Raw genomic sequence first — 22500 nt, 5'->3', positions numbered from 1 at the left:
GCCCTGCACGAGGCCTGTCCCACCAAACAACAGATCGGCACCGGTCATTGTGAAATGACCGGTGCCGATTCGATGCGGGACCTTACATGGGCACCGTGACCAGCGGGCTCGCCACCCCGTGGCTGTCGACCGACTGCACCTGGAGTTGCTTGATCTCGCTCGCCGGAGCGGACGTCGACGCACTCAGTTCGAGACCCTGCGGGCGGTTGTTCGTGCCGTAACCACCCTCGGGCACCGACCAGGTCGAGATGACCTCGGTAGTGGCGTTCTTACGCACCACCACGAGCCGGCACGTCCGCGGCCCAGGCAGTTTCCGCAGACTGAAGTTGATGCGGGTGCCGTACTCCCGCTCGACCAGGAACATGGTCGTCTGCACGCCCGTCGTCGGATCGGTGGCGTCGACCTGGTCGCCCTCCTCCTCGGTGCCGCCGACACCCGGGCCGCTCGGCGGGGCGGTCGGCGCGGCCGTCGGCGGATCGTTCGCCGGCGCGCTCGTCGGCGACCCTGCGAGAATCCCCGGCGCCTCGTCGCCCGCCACACTCGTGAAGCCGTACCCCGTCAGACCGCCGAAGACCACCACCGCCGCGGCGGTGGCGAGCAACTGACGAAACCGGGTACGCCGACGGTCGGCCCGGACCGCGACCAGCGTCCGATCCAACAGGGCCGGATCGGTGGCGGTCTGCTCCAGCGCCATCATCGTCTCGCCGTCGATGCCGGAGAGCAGGCCGACCACCGGCACCATCGTCTCCAGCTCGGCCGCGCACGCCCAGCACGCGGCGAGATGCTCCTCGAACCGCTCGGTGTCCTGCTCGTCGAGCACGCCGAGCGCGTATGCGGCGACGTCCATGTGGTCTGGTCGGCTCATTCTGTCACCCCCCGCTCCTGCAGAGCCGTGCGCAGCGCGCGCAGCGCGTAGTAGACCCGCGACTTGGCGGTGCCCAACGGAAGCCCCAACTCCCCGGCGGCCTCCGGCACCGTCCGCCCCCGGAAGTACGTCGAGATCAGAATCTCCCGGTGCGACTGACTCAGCGTACGCAGCGCGTCCGCCACGGTCATCGTGCGTAGCACCCGGTCGGTGCTGTCCGCCTCGGCGAACGCGGTCAGGTCCCGGTCGTACGTCTCCGGCGGCCGGGCCTCCTGGCTGCGGTGCTCGTCGATCGCGATCCGGCGGGCCACGGTGACCAGCCACGGCCGCAACGACCCCTGCCCCTGCGCGCCGAGACGGTGCGCGTTGCGCCAGGCCCGCAGCAGCGTCTCCTGAACGATGTCCTCCGCGCGCTGCCGGTCCCCCCCGGTGAGCCGCATGACGAACATCAGCAACGGACCGGCGTGCTCCGCGTAGAGCAACCGGATCAACTGGTCAGAATGGCTGGCCTCGGTTGTCGTCGCCTGGTGGCGCCCGGGCGCCGGTCGGGGCGTCACCGGATCATTTTGGCGAGACGACGCTCGCGCGTCGACCCCTCGGGCAGACGAAGTCGGCCTCGACGACGACCGCGCGGACAACCAGTCTGCGCGAACCGCGTCGCCGTGCCAACCGGCCGCCACCGCATGCATGCAGACCTCCGGGATGTCCGTTGACCAACGCCGCCCCCACAAGGCGGGACGCCCGGTGGTACGCATCGGCGCTCCGAGCGGATCAACATTCCGCGAAAAAGTTCTGCGGCGCCGTCGGGCGCGGTGTCAGCGGCGCACGGAGAACAGGCCCGGCGGCGGCGGATCCGAGCCGGTCGCGTCGGCGTCGTGCACCACCGTCGCCCCACCGGAGAAGCGGTCCAACTCGTCGCCGGCCACCACCCGCCCGGGAAACCAGTCGCCGGCCGCCCGCCGCGTCAACTCGGGCACCGGGGGAGTGGTCCGGCCGGCGACCAGCACCAGATTGCCGTACCGGCGGCCGCGCAGCACCGCCGCGTCGCCGACCAGGCACGCCTGCGGCAGCACCGCACGAACCGTGGCGACCTGCCCACGGGCGTGCCGCAGCGGCGGGCCGTCGGCCAGGTTCGCCAGGTACCAGCCCGCCGGGCGCAGCACCCGGGCCACCTCGGCGGCGTACTCCACGGAGGTGAGATGCGCCGGGGTACGGGCACCGGCGAAGACGTCGGCGACCACCACGTCGTAACTGGCGTCCCGGGTGGAGGTCAGCACGGCCCGCGCGTCCTCGACGCGGACCCGCAGCCGGGTGTCGGCGGGCCACGGCAGCGCGCGACGCACCAACTCCACCAACGCACCGTCCACCTCGGACACCCGCTGGGTGGAGCCGGGCCGGGTGGCGGAGACATACCGGGGCAGGGTCAGCGCGCCACCACCGAGGTGCAGCACCCGCAGCGGCTCGCCGGAGGGCGCGATCAGGTCCAGAGCGGCGGCGAGCCGCCGGACGTACTCGAACTCCAGATGGGTGGGATCGGTCAGGTCGACGTGCGACTGCGGCGCGCCGTCCAGCAGCAACGTCCACGAACCGGGCCGGTCCGGGGACGGCACCAACTCGGCCTGCCCGGTGTCCACCTGCTCGACCAGCCGGTCGTCACCCGCCCGCTTACGTCCCATTGCGACCAGCCCCCCGCTCAGCGGCCGACGCGGGCCGCGGCGCTCAACGCGCGGTGCAGCAGCCGGGAATCGCCGAGCAGCGCCCGCAGGCGACGCTCCAGGCCGGCGATCGGGATCAGGTTCTGCGGGGCGCGCGGATCCTTGTACGGGGTGGACGCGAACCGGGGCAGGGTGACAAGCGACAGGTCGGCCAGCTCGATCGCCGACTCGACGGGCAGGTCGGCGGAGCACTCCACCCGGACGATGCCCGCCCACGGAGCGCCGAGCGCCACCGGCAACCGCAGATACCACGACCAGCCGCCCCAGGCCGTGCCGAGCCGGAACACCGGCGAACGCTCACCGGACGCCATGCCGGTCACCACCGCCGTCAAGCGGGCATCGAGGTACTGGCTGTGCTGGGTCTTGATGTAGCCCAGCGTGCGCGGCAACTGCCGGCGGCTGCGCAACGGGCCGTCCACCACCAACAGGTCGCCGTCGACCCGGGCGGCGTCGGACACCGCCACCTCCAACGCGGTCAACGGGCCCTGCACGGCGGCCGGCAGCTTCGCCAGCTCACCGGTGCCGCCCACCCGGTGCACCGGGTACCGAATCGCCCCCGCCACCACGTCCTGCGCCGACGGGCTCGCCGTGAACAGACCCCTGCCAACCCGGGTACCGGCCAGCTGCGCCGCCCCCCGACCCAGGTCGCAGCGGACCACCCCGGCCGCGTACGAGGCGGCCACACCCGGGAACGACCCGCCGTCGGCCTCGGCCGTCCAGATGCTCGCGTCGATCCTGCGGACCCCGTCGACCAACAACACCACGTCCGGCGACCGCACGTCCGCGCGTACCCCGATCGCCCGCCAGTCCACGGCCGGCAACTCCACGTCCGCCTCGACCTGCGCGCTGCTCGGCGTCGCCGGCCCCGACGCGGACGCCTCGAACGACGCACCGTACGCCGGATCCCACGAGTCGACGAAGAACGCGGCCTCGGTCACCGGGCTTGCCTTTCGTTCGCGACTGCGGGGCTCCGCTGCGCTGCGCTCCTCGCGCTCACCGGCCCGTCCGTTCGATGCGGGCCGAACGCGCATCCTTGCGCACCTCGAAGCGGACCGGGATCCGCTCGGCCAGGGCCGGGACGTGGGTGACCACGCCGACCATCCGGTCACCCCGGGCGGCCAGGCTCTCCAGGGTCGCGGCCACCGTGTCCAGAGTGGCCGCGTCCAGGGTGCCGAAGCCCTCGTCCAGGACGATCGACTCCAGACTCGCCGCGGTCGTCGACATGCCGGCCAACTGCTCGGAGAGCGCCAGCGCCAACGCCAGCGACGCCTGGAACGTCTCACCGCCGGAGAGGGTCCGCACACCCCGACGCAGCCCGGCGTCGTGCTGGTCGACCACGAAGAACTCGCCCTTGTCGTGCACCAGCTCGTACTGCCCGGAGGACAACTCCCGCAGGATCCCCGACGCGCCGTCGACCAGCAGGTCCAACGCCTCGGCCAGCAGCCACCGCTCGAAGTTGTTGGCCCGCAGGTGCCCGGCGAGAGCGCGTGCCACCTGCGCCTCCCGCTCGTGCTCGGCCCGCTGCTCGCGCAGCGTCCCGGCCTGCTCGCGCCGCTCGGCCAGCCGGCGCCGGTCGGCCTCGGCCCGCTCCACCGCCACCGTCGCGGCATGCACCGGATCGTCGGCGACCGGCACGTCGGCGGCGGCGAAGATGCCGGCGATGCCCTGCTGCACGACGTCGGCAGCCGCCTCGGCCTCGGCGACGACCGCGGCCCGGGCGGCCCGGTCGGCGCGGCGGCGCTCCACCTCGGCGCTCGCCCAACCGGTCAGCGCCGTCCACGCGGCGGCCACGTCGTCCCGGTCGGTGGCGGGCGGGCCGAACCGCGCCAACCCGTCGCGGGCGCTGTCGAAGCCCCGCCAGGCAGCGCGCAACCGATCCTCGGCGGCGTCCACCCCGGCGCGGGCCTTGCGGGCGCTGTCCCGGCCCGCGCGTACGGCCGTCGCCGCCTCCTCCAGGGCGCGCCGTAGCCGCGCGTGCTCGGCCAGCTCCCGGCGCAGCACGGCCGGCTCCGCCGCGCCGACGAGCTGCCCGTCGAGGTCGGCCAGCCGGGCGTCCAACTGCTCCTGCCGGGCACGGGCCTGCACCAGCAACCGCTCCAGGTCCCGTGCCGCCGCGTCCCGCTGCTGCACCATCGCCTGGGCGGCCTTGGTGGCGGCCCGCGCCGCCTTGCCGGCCGCCGTGGCGGCGGCCACCGCCGAGTCGACCGGCACCGCCGGCACCTCGGTCACCGGCTGCTCGCAGACCGGGCAGGGCGCGCCCGGATGCAGGTGCACCCGCAGGCTGACCGCCAGGTCGGTGGCCTTCGCCTCCTCGTGCGCCCGGAAGGCCGCCTCCAGCTCGGCGTCGGCCCGCTCGGCGTCGGCGCGGGCGGCGGCCAGCGCGGCCACCGCAGCGCTGTGCTCGTCGTGCGCGGCGCTCACCCTCGCGCGGACCGTCTCGGCCTCGCCGGTCACCCCATCCCGCTCCTCGTACGCCCGCAGTTGCAGTCGCAGCGCGCTCTCGTCACCGGCACCGGCCAGCTCGCCGCGCAGCTTCTCCTCCCGCTCCTCGGCCAGCGAGACGCCGGTGGCTGCCGCCTCGGCCTCGGCCCGTGCCTCGACCACGGCTCGGGCGATCTCGGCCACCCCGCGGGGTGCCCTGATGCCGGTCAGCACGGTCAGCTCGTCGTCCAGCGCGGTCAACGCCGCCGCCGCCTCCCGCGCGGTCGCCCGGGCCGCCGCCAGCTCCGGAACGGCAGCGGTCACCGCGCCGGCCAGCTCGACCATCCGGTCGACCCGCGCGTCGGCCTCGGCCAACGCCTCGTCGTCCACACCCGTCAGGCCGGCGAGCAGCTGGTCGACGGCGTCCAGGCGGGCCTCCGCCTGCGCGGCCCGTGCCGTCGCCTTCTTCTGCACGCCCTCGTAGACGCCGAGGCCGAGCAGGTTGACCAGGATCTGCTGCCGGGTCGCCGGCTTGGCGTGCAGGAAATCGGCGAACTGCCCCTGCGGCAGCACCACGCAGCTGGTGAACTGCTCGTACGGCAGCCCCACCGCCTCCAGCACCGCCTGCTCCATCTCGGCGGGCGTGCCGGCCACCACCTCACCGAGATCGTCCGGGCTCAACCCGGTGTCGAGCTTGGTCACGTCGAAACCGGCCGGCATCATTTGCAACCCGGCGTTCGCGGTCTTGACGTTGCCCCGGCCGTCCCGGCGGACCACCCGGGTCGCCACGTACCGCGCGCCGCCGGACTCGAAGACCAGCCGCACCCGGGCCTCGGTCGCCGACGGCGCGAGCGCGTTGGCCAGCCCTCGGGGGCCACCCCAGCGGGGCACCATGCCGTACAGGGCGAAGCAGATGGCGTCCAGCACCGTGGACTTGCCCGAGCCGGTCGGGCCGATCAGGGCGAAGAAGTCGGCGTCGGTGAAGTCGACGGTGGTCTCATCCCGGAAGACCGTGAAACCGGCCATGTCCAACCGCATGGGACGCATCAGTGATCGACCTCCTCGAAGAGCTCGTCGAAGAGTTCCCGAACGCCCTCGTCGGCGTGCCCCCGGCTGTCCAGGTAGTCGGCGAACAACTCGCGGGGCGAGCGCCCCGAGCGTTGCGCGATGCGGGCGCCGCTGCCCGGCGAGGCGAGCAACTCCGGGTCGATCCGGATCTCCAGTGCCCGGGGGAGCAGCTCCTGGATCTCCTCGCGCAGGCCGGCGCGGGGTTGCTCCCGTACGAACACGCGCAGCCACGCGTCCGGCGCCTCGATCTCGGCGAGTTGGGCCAGCGTGCCCCGCACGGTGCGCAGCGCGCTCGCCGCCGTCACCGGCACCTCCCGGACCCGGGCGGCGGTGGTGGCGGTCACCTCGACTAGCGTCACCGACGGGACATTCTCCTGCTCACCGAAGTCGACCGCGAGCGGACTGCCGCTGTAGCGCACCGGGCAGGGCCCGGCGACCCGCTGCGCCCGGTGCAGGTGACCCAGCGCCACGTAGTGCGCGGTGGCCGGGAAGACGGTGGCCGGCACGGCGTAGCCGAGCACCGTGTGGGCGTCCCGCTCGCCACCACCGGCGGCCGCCCCGGTCACCGTGACGTGCGCGGTGACCAGGTGCACCCGGTCCGGTTCGGTGAAGCCCTCGGTGAGCCGGCCCAGCACCCGACCCAGATGGTCGGCGTACGTCTGGTTGGCCTCCGCAGCGGTCAGCTCGTACATCTCCAGCGCGCGGATCGCGTACCGCTGGGACAGGAACGGCAGCGCGGCCAACTGCCACCGTTCGCCGCCGGCCGTGGTGCCGTCGATGATGTGCTCGTCCGGATTTTCCCGCACCCCACCGCGCAGCGTGATGCCGGCGGCCTCGGCCCACGGCCGCAGCGCGTCCAGCGCGGGGCCGTTGTCGTGGTTGCCGCCGATCGCCACCACGTCCGCGCCGGTGCGGCGCAGCGCGGTCAACGCCCGGGTGACCAGGCGGGTCGCCTCGGAGGTGGGCGCGGCCGTGTCGTAGAGGTCACCGGCGACGATGACCAGATCGGGCTGCTCGGCGCGGGCGATGTCGATCACCCCGGCCAGGACGGCCTTGTGCTCCTCGGCCCGGGACTGCCCCTTGAGGACCTTCCCCACGTGCCAGTCGGAGGTGTGCAGGATCTTCATAGCTGCGCCGGCCCCTGCCTAGAACGGGATGTCGTCGTCGGCGCCGCCGCCGGAGCCCACCACGGCGAACGGGTCGGCGGACTGGGTGATCGAGCGCAGTGTCTCCGATGGTGCCCGGCCCGCCTCGGAGACCCGGGTCGCCCACGCCGGGAACGGGAACTCCAGGCAGAGCGGCACCGGGATGTCGGGCTGGTTGACGAACATGGTGCCCGGCTTGGCCAGCAACGCCCGCTGCCGCTGCGCGGGCGGGAGGAAACCGTACTCCGGGCGGGACGCCTCGGCCGGGTCGAGCCGGCCGACCACGCGGATCGCCGAGTTGGTGACGATGCGCCGCTCCACCTCGCTCGCCGTCTGCTGGGCGCCGATCAGGATCACCCCGAGCGAGCGGCCCCGCTCGGCGATGTCGAGCAGCACCTCCTTGATCGGGGAGGAGCCTTCGCGCGGGGCGTACTTGTTGAGCTCGTCGAGGACGACGAAGAGCAGCGGCTTGGCGGTGCCCGACTTCTCCTTGCGCTCGAACTCGCTCTTGAGCGTCACACCGACCACGAACCGCTGCGCGCGATCCGGCAGGTTGTGCAGGTCGACCACGGTGACCTGCGCCGACTCGCTGGTGTTGATCGAGTGCGGTCGGCGGGTGGCCAGGTCGCCACGGATCAGCCGGGCCAGGTCCTTCTTACTGCCGATCAACCGCCGGGCGAACGCGTTGACGGTGCCCAGGCCGACCGCGCTACCCGCCCAGTCGGAGCGGGTCTCGTCGTCGTTGAGCTGGTCGACGATGTGGTCGACCAGATCACCGTAGGAGCCGAGCCGCACCCCGTCGATGCTCACCCCGCCGTCGGCCGGCTGGGCGTAGCGGGCCAGGTGCGCGGTGACCGAGTGCACCACCATCGTGTACTGCTGGCGTTCGTCGTCGGCGTCCGCGAACACGTACGGCAGGAGGCGGTCGGCGCAGAACTCGTCCAGCGTCCAGTAGAAGGCGTCCACGCCGGTGAGCCGGCTGCTCACATCCGGTGTGCCGGCCGCGTCACCGACCCGGGGCGGCGCGTACACCCGCACGTCGGGGAACGCGCCGGCGCTCAGCCCGAGCCTCGCGTACGCCGCGCGGGTCGGCTCGTCGAGCCGGCTGTTGGGGTGGTCGAGGAAGAGCAGGTCCTCACCCTTGACGTTGAAGATCAGGGCCTTGGCGTTGACCGCGTCGCCACCCAGCACCCCGGAGCGGAACACCGAGTAGAGCAGGAAGGTGGCGAAGCTGGTCTTGGTGGCCACCCCGGAGATGCCGGAGATCGAGACGTGCGCGCCCCGGCTGCCGTCGAGGAAGTCGGCGTTGAGGTAGACCGGCACCCCGTCGCGGCCCATCCCCATCGGGATGCGCCGCTCCATCCGGTCGAAGTGCAGCGCGCGTGCGCGGGCGTCGCCCTCGGCCCGGTGCACCACCGCGCCCGGGGTCGGCGGCACGTACAGCTCCGGATCGACCCGCGTGGTGGTGACCTCGGCCGCCTCCTGCACCTGCGCGGGCAGCGTGCCGTCGGCGATGGCGAACACGTCGGACTCGAACTGGGCGCCCTCGTGCCGGGCGCGGACCTGGGTGACCACCCCGGCGATCGTGACCGGCTCCCGGTCCGGCAGCTCACGCCGGGTGACCACCACGTCGTCGAGCTGGAGGTAGCTGCCGGGTGCCACGGCCGTCCAGAACTGCAACGGGGTGGCGTCGGCGGTGCCCAGCACCCGCCCGACCGCCTCGCCAGGGCTGTCGAGGTCGGCGTCGGTCATCGGGCGACTCGGGTCGCTCGGGCATCACGGTCGGCGCGCATGCCCTGCATCCTGCCCGAGGAGTACGACAGGTCGCCACGCGACGCGTCGGACGACACGCTTGACCACCAGCTGCCTGACGCAGCGTGCTCGTCCGGGTGCACGGGGTGCGCGCTGTCCTGGGTAGCCCCACTCGCGGGCACCAGCCGGCACCCCAGGGACTCAACCTTGGAGGCGCCGGTCGCGTTAGGTAGACATGGAGCACGCATGAATGACGACTTCGGCGCCTTCGTCGCGACGAGCGGCCCGCGACTGCTCCGCTTCGCCGTCCTGATCACCGGGCAGCGGGCGGACGCCGAGGACCTGCTGCAGGAGGTGCTGGAGCAGGCGTACCCCCGCTGGCGCGCGGTCCGGCAGCGGCAGCCGGAGGCTTACCTGCGTCGCGCGATGATCAACCGACTCGTCAGCCGGTGGCGCTCACCGTGGAGCCGACGTCGGGTCGCCGGACTTCCAGACGCGGTGCCACAGCAGGACGAGATGGCCCGGGTCGACGACCGGGAGTTGCTGCTGGCGGCGATGCGGGAGCTTCCGCCGCAGATGCGGGCGGTGGTGGTGCTGCGGTACTGGCTCGGCTTCTCCGAGGCGGAGGCGGCTGCCGAACTTGGCTGTTCCACGGGATCGGTGAAGAGCCAGGCATCCCGTGGGCTGCGCCGGCTGCGGACCCGCCTGGAGGCTGCCGGTGTCACCCCACTCGACCTCGACCTCGCGAAGGAGAACCATGCGTGACCACGAGGTGGCCGGCCTGCTCGACCACGCTGTCGCGACCGTCGAACTGCCACCCGACCTCGCCCGCCGGGTCATCGCAGGCAGCCGGGCACGGCGCCGCCGGCGTCTGCTGCTGTCGGGCGGCACGGCGGCGGCGTTTGCCGTGGGGGCACTGCTGCTCCCGCAGATGGGGCCGGTGGGTCGTGGGGACGGCGAAGCCGGGGGCGCCGGGCCGGGCGCAGCTGCCGACATCCCGGTCGGGATCGTCGGTCCCGACGGTCGACCGTTGACGCAGGCGCAGGTCGTCGCGGTCGGCCGGGTCGGGACGGAGACGCTCGTGTTGATCCGACGGGAACCACGCGCCGAGGAGCGGGCCGCCGGGGGACAGGCGGCCGAGGTCTTGATCGCCCCGGACGCGGGCGATCCGCGCCGGTTGCTCGACTACCTCTCGTACGACCTGGCCTGCGTCGACGGTGACGTGGTCTGCTCGACCGTCCGATCCACCGGCAGTGGGCTGGGCGTTGCCGTGGCCCGTCGCTCCGGCGGCCGGCTCTACGTCCTGGTCCAGGCGCCGCAGGGACGTACCGTCGAGGTCGTCGCCAACGGCGTGCCGCATCCGCTCGGCTCGGCGCCGCGTGGCGCGGTGGCCGAGGTGGTCGCCGCCGAGCCGTACGAAGAGGTGCAGGTCTGGGTGAGCACCGCGGACGGCCAGCGCTACCAGATCCCGTGGGCTCCCGGGGCGGTGCTCATTGACTGAAGCCCTCCGTTACGGGCGACGCCTCGCTTCAGCTCGTGCCGACCGGTAGCGGTCGACGTCAGCAGTCGTCCGGAGAATCGGACTCACTGACGGGCGTGGCGGAGCATGAGGACGCCGTCGTCGGCGGCGAGCACGTGCCGCAGCGGCAGGTGCCGGGGCGCGGTGGTGTCGCCGGCGGTGATCCGGCCCGGCCCGGGCCCGGCGAGCAGTGGCGCGACGGTGAGGCACAGTTCGTCCACCAGGTCGGCGGCGGTGAGCGCGCCGAGCAGATGCGGGCCGCCCTCGCAGAGCAGTTGGGTCAGCCCGCGTCGGTGCAGCTCGGCGAGGCCGGCGGCGAGGTCGACCCGGCCGGTGCCGCAGCGCAGCAGGTCGGCGACGTCGGTCAGGCCGGGCGGTGGCTCGGCGTCGGCGTGGGTGAGCACGATCGGGCGGACCGGCGCGTCGGCGAAGGCAGCCTGCGCAGGGTCCAGGTCCAGCGAGCTGGAGACGACCACCAGCGTCGGGTACGTGGCCAGCCCGTGGTCGCGGCGCCAGGCCCGGCGGGTCTCGCTCAGCCGGACCGCCCGGTAGCCCTCGTGGCGCAGCGTGCCGGCGGCCACCACCAGCGCGTCGCAGAGCATCCGCAGCAGGCCGAACACCCGCTTGTCCGGCTCGCCGGAGAGCCCGGCGGAGTAGCCGTCCACGGTGACCGCGCCGTCCAGGCTGGAGACGAAGTTGACTCGCAGTCGGGGCTGGTCAGCGCGGCCGTATAGGGCGGTCAGCGTGGCATCGTCGAGCGGTGCGGTCGACGGCTCGGGCCAGAGCCGTCGAATCGGAATTCCGACCGTCATTCGCCGGCCGGACCAGTGACCGGAGGGGTCGGTTGGGCGGTACGGTGCTGGCAGTCGCACCAGTTCCGGCCCGGGCAGTCGTCGTGTCGCCGGGCCCGGCACGCTCGGCAGATCATGCTCGCAGCCTAAGCCGCGGGAGGACAGGACAGCATGCCGCGTCAGATCTTCCAGCTGAAGATGTCCGTCGCCGGCGTCCGTCCGCCGGTGTGGCGCCGGGTGCTCGTCCCCGCCGGCTACACGCTCGATCGGCTGCACCGGGTGGTGCAGCACGCGATGGGTTGGCGGGACTGCCACCTGCACTCGTTCGAGGTCGACGGGGTGCAGTACGGCGAGCCCGATCCGGACGGGGAGTTGGCGCTGCACGACGAGCTGGACGTACGGCTGGACGCGGTGCTCGGCAAGGGCAGTCGGTTCTCCTACACGTACGACTTCGGGGACTGGTGGGAGCACGACCTGGTCGTGGAGGACGCGCTGACCGCCGACCCCGACGAGCGGTACCCGGTCTGCCTGGACGGCGAGTGGGCCTGCCCACCGGAGGGCATCGGTGGCCCGGCGGGCTACCACGCGTTGCTGGCGGCCCTGTCGGATCCGGCCCATCCGGAACGGGTCATGCTGCGCGACTGGGTCGCGGACGGGTTCGACCCGATGTTCTTTGATCCCGCCGTCACCACCACGCTGCTGCGCCGCTTCTGTTGATCCGCTGCTCGCGGCCCCGCTGACCGCCTGTCCGGTCGACTCCCGGTGCCCGTCCGAAACAGGGCGGTAACGATCTGGGAACGCTCCCAACGGTCTATTGACACCCCCGTACCACCCCGGCAATCTCATGGGAGCGCTCCCGGAGTGGTGCGGGTCACCCGCCGCGCGCCGGGTGCCACCCGTGGTGGTGCCCACCGGGATGCGCCACGGCACCCCCACCACACCCGACTGACAAGCCTCACCACCGAAAGAGGGGTTACAGATGCGCCTCACCACGCGGCGTACCCGCCTGGCGGTCGCTGCCCTGGCCGCGATCACCGCCGTCGGCGGTCTTACGGCATGCGGCAAGGACGACGACAAGCCGGCGGCCGGCGAGAAGCCGGCCAAGCTGGTCGTCGACACCTTCGGCGAGATGGGCTACGACGAGCTCGTCAAGCAGTACGAGAAGGACACCGGCATCAAGGTCGAGCTGCGCAAGACCGCGCAGCTCGGTGAGTACCGGCCGAAGCTGGTCCGCTACCTGGCCACCGGCAAGGGCGCGGCGGACGTCACCGCCCTGGAAGAGGGCATCCTCAACGAGTTCAAGCCCAACGCGCGCAACTGGGAAGACCTCACCCCGCTGGTCGCCGACCACTCGAAGGAATACCTGCCCTGGAAGTGGGAGCTGGGCAAGGCGCCGGACGGCCGGCTGATCGGCCTGCCGACCGACGTCGGCAGCCTCGCCGTCTGCTACCGCAAGGACCTGTTCCAGGCGGCTGGCCTGCCCACCGAGCGCGACCAGGTGTCGGCGCTCTGGCCGGACTGGAAGGGCTTCCACGACGCCGGTCTGAAGTACAAGCAGGGCAGCGGCGGCAAGGCGTTCATCGACTCGATCACCGCCGTCTCCAACGGTGTGCTCTTCCAGGGCAACGGTGACCTGTTCTACGACAAGGAAGACAACGTCATCGCGGACACCAGCCCCGCGGTGAAGAACGCCTGGGACACCGCCACCTCGATGGTGGACATCTCCGCCAAGGCGTCCACCTGGTCGCCGGAGTGGTCGGGTGGCTTCAAGCAGGGCACCTTCGCGGCCACCTTCTGCCCGTCCTGGATGCTCGGCATCGTGTCGGAAAACTCGGGTCCGGCCAACAAGGGCAAGTGGGATGTCGCGTCCGTGCCGGGCGGCGGCGGTAACTGGGGCGGCTCGTGGCTCGCGGTTCCGGCGCAGAGCAAGTACCCGAAGGAGGCGGCGAAGCTCGCCGAGTACCTGACCAACGCGAAGGGCCAGGTCGAGGCCTTCAAGGCCAAGGGCCCGCTGCCCACCAACCTGGAGGCGCTGAAGGACCCGGCGTTCCTCGGCTACACCAACGAGTACTTCAGCAACGCGCCGACCGGCAAGATCTTCGGGGAGAGCGTCGCCAAGATCCAGCCGATCCACCTGGGCCCGAAGCACCAGGCGGTGAAGGAGAACGCGCTCGAGCCGGCTCTGCGGGCGTTCGAGAACGGGCAGGCCGACAAGGCGAAGGCCTGGGAGCAGTTCACGAAGGACGCAAAGACTCAGGGTGCCTTCTGAGTGATTCCCTGCCGGTGGCGTTCGGGGCTTCCCGGACGCCACCGGCCGGTCCCCTCCGCGTAGCGCCCTGCGCGAGGGCCCCCGGGCCTCGCCGGAAAAGGAAATTCGCATGAGCCTGTCGGCCACGACGGCACCGCCGTCGCCAGCAGCACCGCCTTCTCCCGAAGTCCCTTCCCGACTTCGCCGGGGAAGGTTACTCAACCGTCTCGATGTCAAGTACTCGCCGTACCTTTACATCGCCCCGTTCTTTCTGATCTTCGGCGCGTTCGGGTTGTACCCGATGCTGCGTACCGCCTGGATGTCTCTGCACGACTGGGACATGATCGGCGATCACTCGTTCATCGGCTTCGACAACTACACCCGGCTGATGTCCGACGAGTACTTCTGGAACGCGCTGGTCAACACGTTCGGCATCTTCGCCCTGTCGACCATCCCGCAGCTGCTGCTCGCCCTCTTCCTGGCGAACCTGCTCAACCGGACCCTCCTGCGCGCCAAGACCTTCTTCCGGATGGCCATCTTCATGCCGAACGTGGTGTCCGTGGCCGCTGTCGCGATCGTCTTCGGGATGCTGTTCCAGCGGGAGTTCGGCCTGTTCAACTGGCTGCTCAGCTTCGTCGGTGTCGACCCGGTCGACTGGGACGGGCAGCGGTGGAGTTCCTGGACCGCCATCTCCTCCATGGTCAACTGGCGGTGGACCGGGTACAACACCCTGATCCTGCTCGCCGGCATGCAGGCGATCCCGAAGGACCTCTACGAGGCTGCGGCGATCGACGGCGCCAGCCCGTGGCGGCAGTTCTGGCAGATCACCCTGCCCATGCTCAAGCCCACCTTCATCTTCGTGGTCATCCTGTCCACGATCGGCGGCATGCAGCTCTTCACGGAGCCCCTGCTCTTCGGCAACGGCAACATCATCGGCGGCAACCAGCGGGAGTTCCAGACGCTGGCCATGTACATGTACGAGATGGGCATCGTGAACCTGAACACCGCCGGCTACGGAGCCGCGGTCGCCTGGGCGATCTTCATGATCATCGTCGTGGTGTCGCTGTTCAACTTCCTACTCGTCCGCCGCTCGGCGAAGTGAGGAGAGATCGATGATCTCGGCTTCCCAGCGCCTGTGGCGCACCAGCCCGCTGACCTACATGGCGCTCGTCCTGGCGGCGCTGCTGTCGATCTACCCGTTCTACTACATGGTGGTGATCGGCACTCGCAGCCTGGACAACATCAACGACGTGCCGCCGCCGCTGACCCCCGGCGGGGCGTTCGGTGACAACTTCGGGCGGGTGCTCGACAACGACGCCGCCAACTTCCTCACCGGCATGATGAACTCGATCATCGTCTCCTCGGTGGTCACCGTGTCGGTGGTGCTCACCGGTTCGCTGGCCGGGTTCGCCTTCGCCAAGCTGCGGTTCAAGGGCAGCAATGCCCTCCTGCTGGCGATCATCGTCACCATGATGATCCCGACCCAGATGGGCCTCATCCCGCTCTGGGGCATGATGCAGGACCTGGGCTGGTACGACACCCTCTACGCGGTCACCGTGCCGTTCCTGGTCAGCGCGTTCGGCGTGTTCATGATGCGGCAGTACGCCAGCCAGGCGATCTCCGACGAGCTCATCGAGGCCGGTCGCGTCGACGGTGCGAGCACGTTCCGGATCTACTGGAGCATCGTGCTGCCCGCGCTGCGCCCCGCCGCCGGCGTCCTCGGTCTGCTGACCTTCATGGAGACCTGGAACTCGTTCCTCTGGCCGTACGCCATCCTCTCTCCGGAGAACCCGACCCTGCAGGTCTCGCTCTCCTTCCTCTCGTACGCCTACTACACCGACTATTCCCAGGTGTTCGCCGCCACGGCGATCGGCACCATCCCCCTGGTGATCGTCTTTCTCGTGTTTGGCCGCCAGATCATCGGCGGGATCATGGAAGGTGCCGTCAAATCGTGAGCAACCCCTCCCGCCCGCCGGCCTCCGGTGCACTCGCCGAGCGTCCGTCGCTGACCTTCCCGCCCGGCTTCCTGTGGGGCGCCGCCACCGCGGCGTACCAGATCGAGGGCGCGGCGACCGAGGACGGTCGAGGCCCGTCGATCTGGGACACCTTCAGCCACACCCCGGGCCGGACGGTCAACGGGCACACCGGCGACGTGGCCTGCGACCACTACCACCGGCTGGACCCCGACGTGGCGCTGATGGCCGAGCTGGGGCTGAAGTCGTACCGGTTCTCCGTCTCCTGGCCGCGTGTGCAGCCCGGCGGGTCCGGTCCGGCCAACGCCGCCGGCCTCGACTTCTACCGGCGACTGGTGGACAACCTGCTGGCCAACGGCATCGAGCCGTGGCTGACCCTCTACCACTGGGATCTGCCGCAGCCGCTGGAGGACGCCGGGGGCTGGCCGGCCCGGGACACCGCGGCCCGGTTCGCCGACTACGCCACGCTTGTAGCCGACGCCCTCGGCGACCGGGTGCGGTACTGGACCACCCTCAACGAGCCGTGGTGCTCCGCGTTTCTCGGCTACGGCTCCGGTGTGCACGCGCCGGGCCGCACCGACGGCGCGGACGCGGTCCGCGCCGGGCACCACCTGATGCTCGGTCACGGGCTGGCCGTGCAGGCGTTGCGGGCCGCCCGCCCGACCGCCGAGCTGGGCGTCACGGTCAACCTCTACCCGGTCGACCCGGCCAGCGACGCGCCGGGCGACGTGGACGCCGCCCGGCGCATCGACGGGCTGGCCAACCGGTTCTTCCTCGACCCGCTGCTCAAGGGGGCGTACCCGGAGGACCTGGTGGCCGACCTGGCCGGCGTGACCGACTTCGGGCACGTCCACGACGGTGACCTGGCGACCATCTCCAGCCCGCTGGACGTGGTCGGCGTCAACTACTACAGCCGGCACGTGGTGGCCGCGCCGATCGAGGGCGAGCAGCCGGAGAAGTACTGGCGGGCGCCGTCGTGCTGGCCCGGCAGCGAGGACGTCCGGTTCGTCACCCGGGGCTTCCCGGTCACCGACATGAACTGGGAGATCGACGCCCCGGGCCTGCTGGAGACGCTGCGCCGGGTCCACGAGGAGTACACCGACCTACCCCTCTACGTCACCGAGAACGGCTCCGCCTTCGTCGACACGGTGGTCGACGGGGAGGTCGACGACGTCGACCGGCTCGCGTACTTCGACGCCCACCTGCGCGCCTCACACGCGGCGATCGAGGCGGGCGTTCCCCTGCGGGGCTACTTCGCCTGGTCGCTCATGGATAATTTCGAGTGGGCCTGGGGTTACACCAAGCGGTTCGGCATGATCCACGTCGACTACGACAGCCAGGTCCGCATCCCCAAGTCCAGCGCCAGGTGGTACGCCGAGGTGATCCGACGCAACGGTCTGGCCGCACAATAGGCTCGGGCCAGCCATCAGGGCGGTCCTGGTGTCCACCCCACTCAGGTGGCGCCGGGTCCGCCCGCCGTCGGAGGAGCAGACGATGACAACGCAGCGCACCCGGTCGCTCGGGCGCCCGACCCTCGACGCGGTCGCGGCGCGCGCCGGCGTGGGTCGCGGCACGGTCTCCCGCGTGGTCAACGGCTCGCCCCAGGTCAGCCCGGAGGCCCGGGCCGCGGTCCAACAGGCCATCGCCGAGCTGGGGTACGTGCCGAACAGGGCGGCCCGCGCGCTGGTCACCCAGCGCACCGACTCCGTCGCGCTGGTGGTTTCCGAATCCGGCGAGCGGGTCTTCACCGAGCCGTTCTTCGCCGGCATCGTGCGGGGGATCAGCTCCGGGCTGCTGGAGACACCCATGCAGCTCTGGCTGGCGATGGCCCAGTCGCCGGTGGAGCGCGAGCGCGTCGAGCACCACCTGACCAACCAGCACGTCGACGGCGTACTGCTGCTGTCGTTGCACGACTCCGACCCGCTGCCGACCCTGCTGGAGGATCGGGGCCTGCCCGCCGTGCTGGGCGGCCGGCCAGCCCGGATGCTGCAACCCGGCGCCCAGCCGGCCTGGTTCGTCGACGTGGACAACGTTGGCGGCGCTCGGCAGGCGGTGGAGTACCTGACCGGCCAGGGGCGACGACGAATCGCCACCATCGCCGGCCCGCAGGACATGGGGGCGGGCCTGGCCCGGTTGGCCGGCTACACCGAGGCCGTCAAGGCCACCGGAGCCGGCGTCAACCCCGACCTGATCGCGTACGGCGACTTCAGCGAGGAGAGCGGCGCGATCGGCATGCGCCGGCTGCTGGGCGCCTGCCCCGACCTGGACGCGGTCTTCGTCGCGTCCGACCTGATGGCGTTCGGCGCGCTGCGTACCCTGCGGGAGTTCGGCCGGCGGGTCCCCGAGGACGTCGCGGTGATCGGCTTCGACGACGCGCCGATCGCGCGGCAGGCCGACCCGCCGCTGTCCACGGTCTTCCAGCCGGTGGAGGAGATGGGTCGGCAGATGGCCCGCCTGCTGGTCGCCCGCATCCGCGGCGAGGACATCCCCGCCCCGCACATCCTCCTGGACACCCAGTTGATCCACCGCTCCTCCGCCTAATCCCCACCCCCACCCCACCCCGGCCCCCACCCCAGGGCGCCCCCCGTTGATCATGAAGTTATTGCTGCGGCTCGCCGATGCGAGTGGCAATAACTTCATGATCAACGGGCGGGGCCCTGGGGCGGTGCGGGGCGGGGGTGGGGGTTTAGGCGGGGGTGGGGGTCCAGCGGCGGAGTTCGCGTTTGGCCAGGGAGTTGCGGTGGACCTCGTCGGGGCCGTCGGCCAGGCGCAGCGTGCGGGACTGCGCCCAGAGGGCGGCCAGTGGGGTGTCCTGGCTGACGCCGGCGCCGCCGTACCCCTGGATGGCCTTGTCGATCACCCACTCCGCCATCGCTGGCGTGCCGATCTTGATGGCCTGGATCTCGGTGTGCGCGCCCTTGTTGCCGACGGTGTCCATCAGCCAGGCCGTCTTGAGCACCAGCAGGCGGGCCTGCTCGATGCGGACCCGCGACTCGGCGATCCACTCCCGGACGACGCCCTGCTCGGCGAGGGGCCGGCCGAACGCGATCCGCTCGTTGGCGCGGCGGCAGAGCAGCTCCAGAGCCCGTTCGGCCATGCCGATCAGCCGCATGCAGTGGTGGATGCGGCCCGGGCCGAGCCGGGCCTGGGCGATGGCGAAGCCGGTGCCCTCGGCGCCGATGAGGTTCTCCGCCGGCACCCGTACGTCGGTGAAGTCGATCTCGGCGTGCCCGCCGTGTGAGCCGTCGGTGTAGCCGAAGACGGTCATGCCCCGGCGCACCGTCACGCCGGGGGTGTCCCGGGGGACGAGCACCATGCTCTGCTGGCGGTGCCGGTCGGCTGCGGGGTCGGTCTTGCCCATCACGATGAAGATCTCGCAGCGCGGGTCCATCGCGCCGGACGACCACCACTTGCGCCCGTTGATCACGTACTCGTCGCCGTCCCGGGTGATCCGGGTGGCGATGTTGGTGGCGTCGGAGGACGCGACGTCCGGTTCGGTCATGCAGAACGCGGAGCGGATCTCACCCTCCAACAGCGGCATGAGCCAGCGCTCCCGCTGCGCGTCCGAGCCGAACTCGGTGAGCAACTCCATGTTGCCGGTGTCCGGTGCGGCGCAGTTGACCGCCTCCGGTGCCAGGTGCGGGCTGCGCCCGGTCAGCTCGGCGAGCGGCGCGTACTGGAGGTTGGTCAGGCCGGCGCCGTAGCGCGGGTCGGGCAGGAACAGGTTCCACAGGCCGCGCTTGCGGGCCTCCGCCTTCAGTTCGGCCAGCACCGGGGTACGCGACCACGGGTCACCGGCGGCCGCCTGCTCGGCGTGCACGGACTCGGCCGGGTAGACGTGCTCGGTCAGGAACCGGGTCAGCTCGTCGCGCAGCTCCTCGGTCCGGGTGTCGTAGGCGAAGTCCATCACCGCTCCCTGGCGGCGGTCAGCCCGTGCGCGACCAGCGGTGCCACCATGTCGCCGATCCGGTCGAAGCCCTCGCCGAGCGTCTGCCCGAGCGTGTGGCGGTAGTGGATGCCCTCGCAGATGACCGCGAGCTTGAAACAGCCCAGTGCCACGTGCCAGTGCAGCGGCCCGACGTCGACGTCGCTGCGCCCGGCGTACCTGTCGATCAGCTCGGCGCCGGTGGGGAAGCCGGCGTGCGGGCCGAGCCCGTCGGCGACCGGGTTGCCCTCGGTCTCGTCGCTGCCGCCCAGCACATCCCAGTACGTCAGCAGCAGCCCCAGGTCGGCGAGGGGGTCGCCGAGGGTGGCCATCTCCCAGTCGAGCACCGCGTGCACGGCCACCGGGTCGGCCGTGGCGAGGAGGTTGTCCAGCCGGTAGTCGCCGTGCACGATCCGACCGGCGTTCGCGCCCTCCGGCGCGGTCGCCGCGAGCAGGTCACGCAGCTCGTCGATGCCGGGCAGGTCGCGGCTGCGGGAGCGGTCGAGTTGCCCGGCCCAGCGGCGGACCTGCCGGGCCAGGTAACCCTCCGGGCGGCCGAAGTCGCTCAGCCCGACCGCCGCGGGCTCGACGGTGTGCAGGGCGGCGAGGGTGTCCATCATCGCCATGGCCAGTGCCCGGCGTCGCTCGTCGCCCAGCGGGTCGGTCTGCGCGCGGGTGCGGAACACCTCGCCGGGCACCCGCTCCATGAGGTAGAAGGGCGCGCCGATCACCTCCGGGTCGGTGCAGAGCAGCAGCGCGCCCGGCACCGGCACCTCGGTCGACGCCAGCGCCGAGATGACCCGGAACTCGCGGCCCATGTCGTGCGCGGTCGCCAGCACGTGGCCCAGCGGCGGGCGGCGCAGGACAACCTCGCGGTCGCCGAGGTGCAGCAGGTAGGTGAGGTTCGACTTGCCGCCCGCGATCAGGTGGGCGCGCAGCGGCCCGACGGCCAACTCGGGTCGGTGCTCGGCCAGATAGCTGGCGAGTCGGTCCAGGGCCAGCCCCGTGGGTGAGGCTGGGACGGCCTCCGGCCGCAACGCATCGACGGCCGGATCACTCATCCGACTAGTTCATGGCAGCCCGCTCACCTTGTCAAGGTCAGATTTTCCCCTCGGGACATGCCTCTGCAACAGGGACGAAATGGTCAACGACCAGGCTGTGACCAGCCTGCCGGCCGTCGCCGGCCCGCCGAGCGGAGGGACAGACATGTTGCTGCGAGTTCGGGTCACCCTGCCGGACCGTCCGGGCACCCTCGGCCAGGTCGCCCGCACGTTGGGCGTCTCCGGGGCGGACATCGTCCAGGTGGTGGTCCTCGAACGGCTCGGCGGGCGCGCGGTGGACGACTTCACGGTGGTCTGGCCGGGCGCGGCTCGCGTCGAGCGGCTGCTGGCCGGCCTCGCGGCGATCCCCGGCGTACGGGTGGACGGTGTGTGGCGGGCGATCGGCGCGCCCACCACCACCGGCCAGGACGCGGAGCTGCTGGCACAGGTCGCGGCCAACCCGGCGGATGGTGTCGCGACCCTGGTCGATGCGGTGCCGGGGCTGCTGGCGGCCGACTGGGCGGTAGCCGCCGTGGTGCCGGTGGACTGGGCCTCGCGGACCGGTGGCGGCGGCGCCACGGTGGGCCACGCGAGCTGGCGTGCACCCGTACCGCCGCGGTTGCCGGAGGTGACCCCGCTGCGCGGCCGGTCGGTGACCACGCCCGACGGCACCCACCACGCGATCACCCCGTTCGGCCGGGCCGGCCTGGTGCTGGTGGTGGCCCGGGAGTACAACGACACGCTCTGCGCCGCCAACTTCCACAGCACGGAGGTCGACCGGCTCACCCAGTTGGTCCGGGCCAGCGCGGTGATCCTCGGCGACCGGCTGGATCTGGTCGGCGCGCCGCCGGTGGTCGCCGGCCCCTGACCGGCCGGGGTTTTCCGGGCCTGACACCGCCGGGCAATCGGGCGGCAACAGCCGGGGACGAGGCTCTGAGGTGGGGAAGGGAGCCAACCATGACGTTGTGGCGGATCCGAGCCACCGTGGACGACCGGCCGGGTTACCTGTCGGTTCTCACGGCGAGCCTGGCGCTGCGTGGGGTCAACATCCTCACTGTGCAGGTCCAACCCACCGAACACGGTGCGGTGGACGATTTCTTGGTCGATGCCCCGGACACGCTCGACGAGGCAGGGCTGATCGCCGCCGTCGAGCGGGGTCGGGGCCGGGACTGCTGGGTGGCGCGCAGCGAGGCGCGTGGCCTGGCAGATCAGCCCACCCGGGTGCTCGGGCTGGCCACCCGGCTGGTCCGTGACCCGGACGCGACGGGCGAGGCGCTGCGGACCCTGCTCGGGGCCGACTCGGTCAGTTGGCGGCCGGCGTCGGCCGGGATCGACCGGGGGATCACCGGCGCGGGCATGCTGCTGGCCGATCCGGCGGGCGGCTCGTTCGCGCTGCGGCGGGCCGCGCCCGCCTTCACACCGGCGGAGTACGCCCGCGCGCAGGCGCTGGTCGAGTTGGCCGCCACCGTGGCGCGCCGGGCCGCCGAACAGGTCACCCTGGTCCTGCCGGACGGGGCCGAGGTGGCCGTCCGCCCAGCGACCGCGGATGACCTGTCGGGTGTGCTGGAGCTGCACGAGGGCTGTTCCCCGCGGAGCCGGCAGCGGCGCTACCTGGGCGGGGCGTCGCTGCCCCAACCGGCCCGGCTGCGCCGACTGTTGGAGCCGAGTCGGGGGGTGACACTGGTCGCCACGAGCGCGGCCTCCGACGGTGCGGCGGACTCGGTGGTCGCGATGGCCAACCTGCTCGGCGAGGGCGACGAGGCCGAGGTGGCCCTGCTGGTGCGTGACGACTGGCAGCGGCGAGGGCTCGGTTCGGCGCTGCTGCGTCGGCTGGTGCAGCACGCCGACCGGGCCGGGTACGCGGCGCTGGTGCTGCACATCCAGGCCGAGAACACCCCGATGCTGCGGACGCTGCACCGACTGGGCCGGTCCAGCACGGTCGAGCGCGACGGCGCGCTGGTCACCCTCACCGTGCCACTCGCCGTGCCGGTGCAGAGGACGGGCACCTTCCTGACGCCTGGGGCGTAGCAGGAGCCCT

At 72.0% G+C, this 22500-nt stretch carries 20 protein-coding genes; 10 read left to right on the top strand and 10 right to left on the bottom strand.

Features of this window, described 5'->3' with window-relative positions:
• Positions 1 to 82: 82 nt before the first annotated feature.
• From ABZ780_RS10130 to ABZ780_RS10100, 7 genes are all read right to left on the bottom strand, one after another.
• Positions 83 to 865: a zf-HC2 domain-containing protein gene (locus ABZ780_RS10130; RefSeq protein ID WP_357004978.1), complete on the bottom strand. Its 783-nt coding sequence runs from the start codon at positions 863 to 865 to the stop codon at positions 83 to 85.
• A complete protein-coding gene (locus ABZ780_RS10125; protein WP_357485560.1) occupies positions 862 to 1554 on the bottom strand; it encodes a sigma-70 family RNA polymerase sigma factor in 693 nt (230 codons plus the stop codon). The genes ABZ780_RS10130 and ABZ780_RS10125 overlap by 4 nt, the downstream gene beginning before the upstream one ends.
• Positions 1555 to 1680: 126 nt before the next feature.
• Positions 1681 to 2541 (bottom strand): fused MFS/spermidine synthase, encoded by an 861-nt coding sequence (locus ABZ780_RS10120; RefSeq protein WP_357004986.1) that lies wholly within the window; start codon positions 2539 to 2541, stop codon positions 1681 to 1683.
• 17 nt (positions 2542 to 2558) lie between these two features.
• Positions 2559 to 3518 (bottom strand): hypothetical protein, encoded by a 960-nt coding sequence (locus ABZ780_RS10115; RefSeq protein WP_357485558.1) that lies wholly within the window; start codon positions 3516 to 3518, stop codon positions 2559 to 2561.
• Between the two features lie 55 nt (positions 3519 to 3573).
• The gene (locus ABZ780_RS10110) at positions 3574 to 6048 is read right to left on the bottom strand and encodes an SMC family ATPase (protein WP_357004992.1); all 2475 of its coding nucleotides are present in this window, start codon (positions 6046 to 6048) and stop codon (positions 3574 to 3576) included.
• A complete protein-coding gene (locus ABZ780_RS10105) occupies positions 6048 to 7196 on the bottom strand; it encodes an exonuclease SbcCD subunit D (RefSeq protein WP_357004996.1) in 1149 nt (382 codons plus the stop codon). The genes ABZ780_RS10110 and ABZ780_RS10105 overlap by 1 nt, the downstream gene beginning before the upstream one ends.
• 18 nt (positions 7197 to 7214) lie before the next feature.
• Entirely contained in the window at positions 7215 to 8966 is a 1752-nt protein-coding gene (locus ABZ780_RS10100; RefSeq protein ID WP_357004999.1) for an ATP-binding protein, read from the bottom strand.
• A 246-nt stretch (positions 8967 to 9212) separates the two neighbouring features.
• Here ABZ780_RS10100 and ABZ780_RS10095 point away from each other — a divergent pair, with 246 nt between their 5' ends.
• Both ABZ780_RS10095 and ABZ780_RS10090 read left to right on the top strand, forming a co-directional pair.
• Positions 9213 to 9731 carry a SigE family RNA polymerase sigma factor gene (locus ABZ780_RS10095; RefSeq protein WP_357005003.1) on the top strand — a complete coding sequence of 173 codons (519 nt, stop codon included), beginning with the start codon at positions 9213 to 9215 and terminating at the stop codon, positions 9729 to 9731.
• Positions 9724 to 10467: a hypothetical protein gene (locus ABZ780_RS10090; protein ID WP_357005006.1), complete on the top strand. Its 744-nt coding sequence runs from the start codon at positions 9724 to 9726 to the stop codon at positions 10465 to 10467. The genes ABZ780_RS10095 and ABZ780_RS10090 overlap by 8 nt, the downstream gene beginning before the upstream one ends.
• 83 nt (positions 10468 to 10550) lie before the next feature.
• Here ABZ780_RS10090 and ABZ780_RS10085 read toward each other — a convergent pair whose 3' ends face one another.
• The gene (locus tag ABZ780_RS10085; protein ID WP_357005009.1) at positions 10551 to 11297 is read right to left on the bottom strand and encodes a pyrimidine reductase family protein; all 747 of its coding nucleotides are present in this window, start codon (positions 11295 to 11297) and stop codon (positions 10551 to 10553) included.
• Positions 11298 to 11447: 150 nt separating this feature from the next.
• Here ABZ780_RS10085 and ABZ780_RS10080 point away from each other — a divergent pair, with 150 nt between their 5' ends.
• The 6 genes from ABZ780_RS10080 to ABZ780_RS10055 all read left to right on the top strand — a co-directional run bounded on the left by ABZ780_RS10080 (position 11448) and on the right by ABZ780_RS10055 (position 18038).
• The gene (locus tag ABZ780_RS10080) at positions 11448 to 11993 is read left to right on the top strand and encodes a plasmid pRiA4b ORF-3 family protein (protein WP_357005012.1); all 546 of its coding nucleotides are present in this window, start codon (positions 11448 to 11450) and stop codon (positions 11991 to 11993) included.
• Between the two features lie 262 nt (positions 11994 to 12255).
• Positions 12256 to 13545 (top strand): extracellular solute-binding protein, encoded by a 1290-nt coding sequence (locus ABZ780_RS10075; protein WP_357005015.1) that lies wholly within the window; start codon positions 12256 to 12258, stop codon positions 13543 to 13545.
• A 109-nt stretch (positions 13546 to 13654) separates the two neighbouring features.
• Positions 13655 to 14626 (top strand): sugar ABC transporter permease, encoded by a 972-nt coding sequence (locus ABZ780_RS10070; protein WP_357005018.1) that lies wholly within the window; start codon positions 13655 to 13657, stop codon positions 14624 to 14626.
• 10 nt (positions 14627 to 14636) lie between these two features.
• On the top strand, positions 14637 to 15479 hold the full coding sequence (locus ABZ780_RS10065; protein WP_357005021.1) for a carbohydrate ABC transporter permease: 843 nt from the start codon (positions 14637 to 14639) through the stop codon (positions 15477 to 15479).
• Positions 15476 to 16909 (top strand): GH1 family beta-glucosidase, encoded by a 1434-nt coding sequence (locus ABZ780_RS10060; protein ID WP_357005024.1) that lies wholly within the window; start codon positions 15476 to 15478, stop codon positions 16907 to 16909. The genes ABZ780_RS10065 and ABZ780_RS10060 overlap by 4 nt, the downstream gene beginning before the upstream one ends.
• Before the next feature lie 82 nt (positions 16910 to 16991).
• Positions 16992 to 18038, top strand: coding sequence for a LacI family DNA-binding transcriptional regulator (locus ABZ780_RS10055; RefSeq protein ID WP_357005027.1), 1047 nt, complete (start codon positions 16992 to 16994; stop codon positions 18036 to 18038).
• A gap of 145 nt (positions 18039 to 18183) precedes the next feature.
• Here the strand turns inward: ABZ780_RS10055 and ABZ780_RS10050 are convergent, their stop codons facing one another.
• Positions 18184 to 19404 carry an acyl-CoA dehydrogenase family protein gene (locus ABZ780_RS10050; RefSeq protein ID WP_357485557.1) on the bottom strand — a complete coding sequence of 407 codons (1221 nt, stop codon included), beginning with the start codon at positions 19402 to 19404 and terminating at the stop codon, positions 18184 to 18186.
• Positions 19404 to 20483: a phosphotransferase family protein gene (locus ABZ780_RS10045; protein WP_357485555.1), complete on the bottom strand. Its 1080-nt coding sequence runs from the start codon at positions 20481 to 20483 to the stop codon at positions 19404 to 19406. The genes ABZ780_RS10050 and ABZ780_RS10045 overlap by 1 nt, the downstream gene beginning before the upstream one ends.
• A gap of 145 nt (positions 20484 to 20628) precedes the next feature.
• Between ABZ780_RS10045 and ABZ780_RS10040 the strand changes: the two genes are divergently transcribed.
• Positions 20629 to 21330, top strand: coding sequence for an amino acid-binding protein (locus ABZ780_RS10040; RefSeq protein ID WP_357005036.1), 702 nt, complete (start codon positions 20629 to 20631; stop codon positions 21328 to 21330).
• Positions 21331 to 21419: 89 nt separating this feature from the next.
• Complete coding sequence (locus ABZ780_RS10035) at positions 21420 to 22490, top strand: GNAT family N-acetyltransferase (protein ID WP_357005039.1); 1071 nt, start codon at positions 21420 to 21422, stop codon at positions 22488 to 22490.
• Positions 22491 to 22500 lie beyond the last annotated feature (10 nt).

Origin of the sequence: Micromonospora sp. NPDC047467 (assembly GCF_040643095.1) — a bacterium.
Classification (GTDB): Bacteria; Actinomycetota; Actinomycetes; order Mycobacteriales; family Micromonosporaceae; genus Micromonospora.
This window is presented reverse-complemented; position numbering and strand designations above follow the sequence as displayed.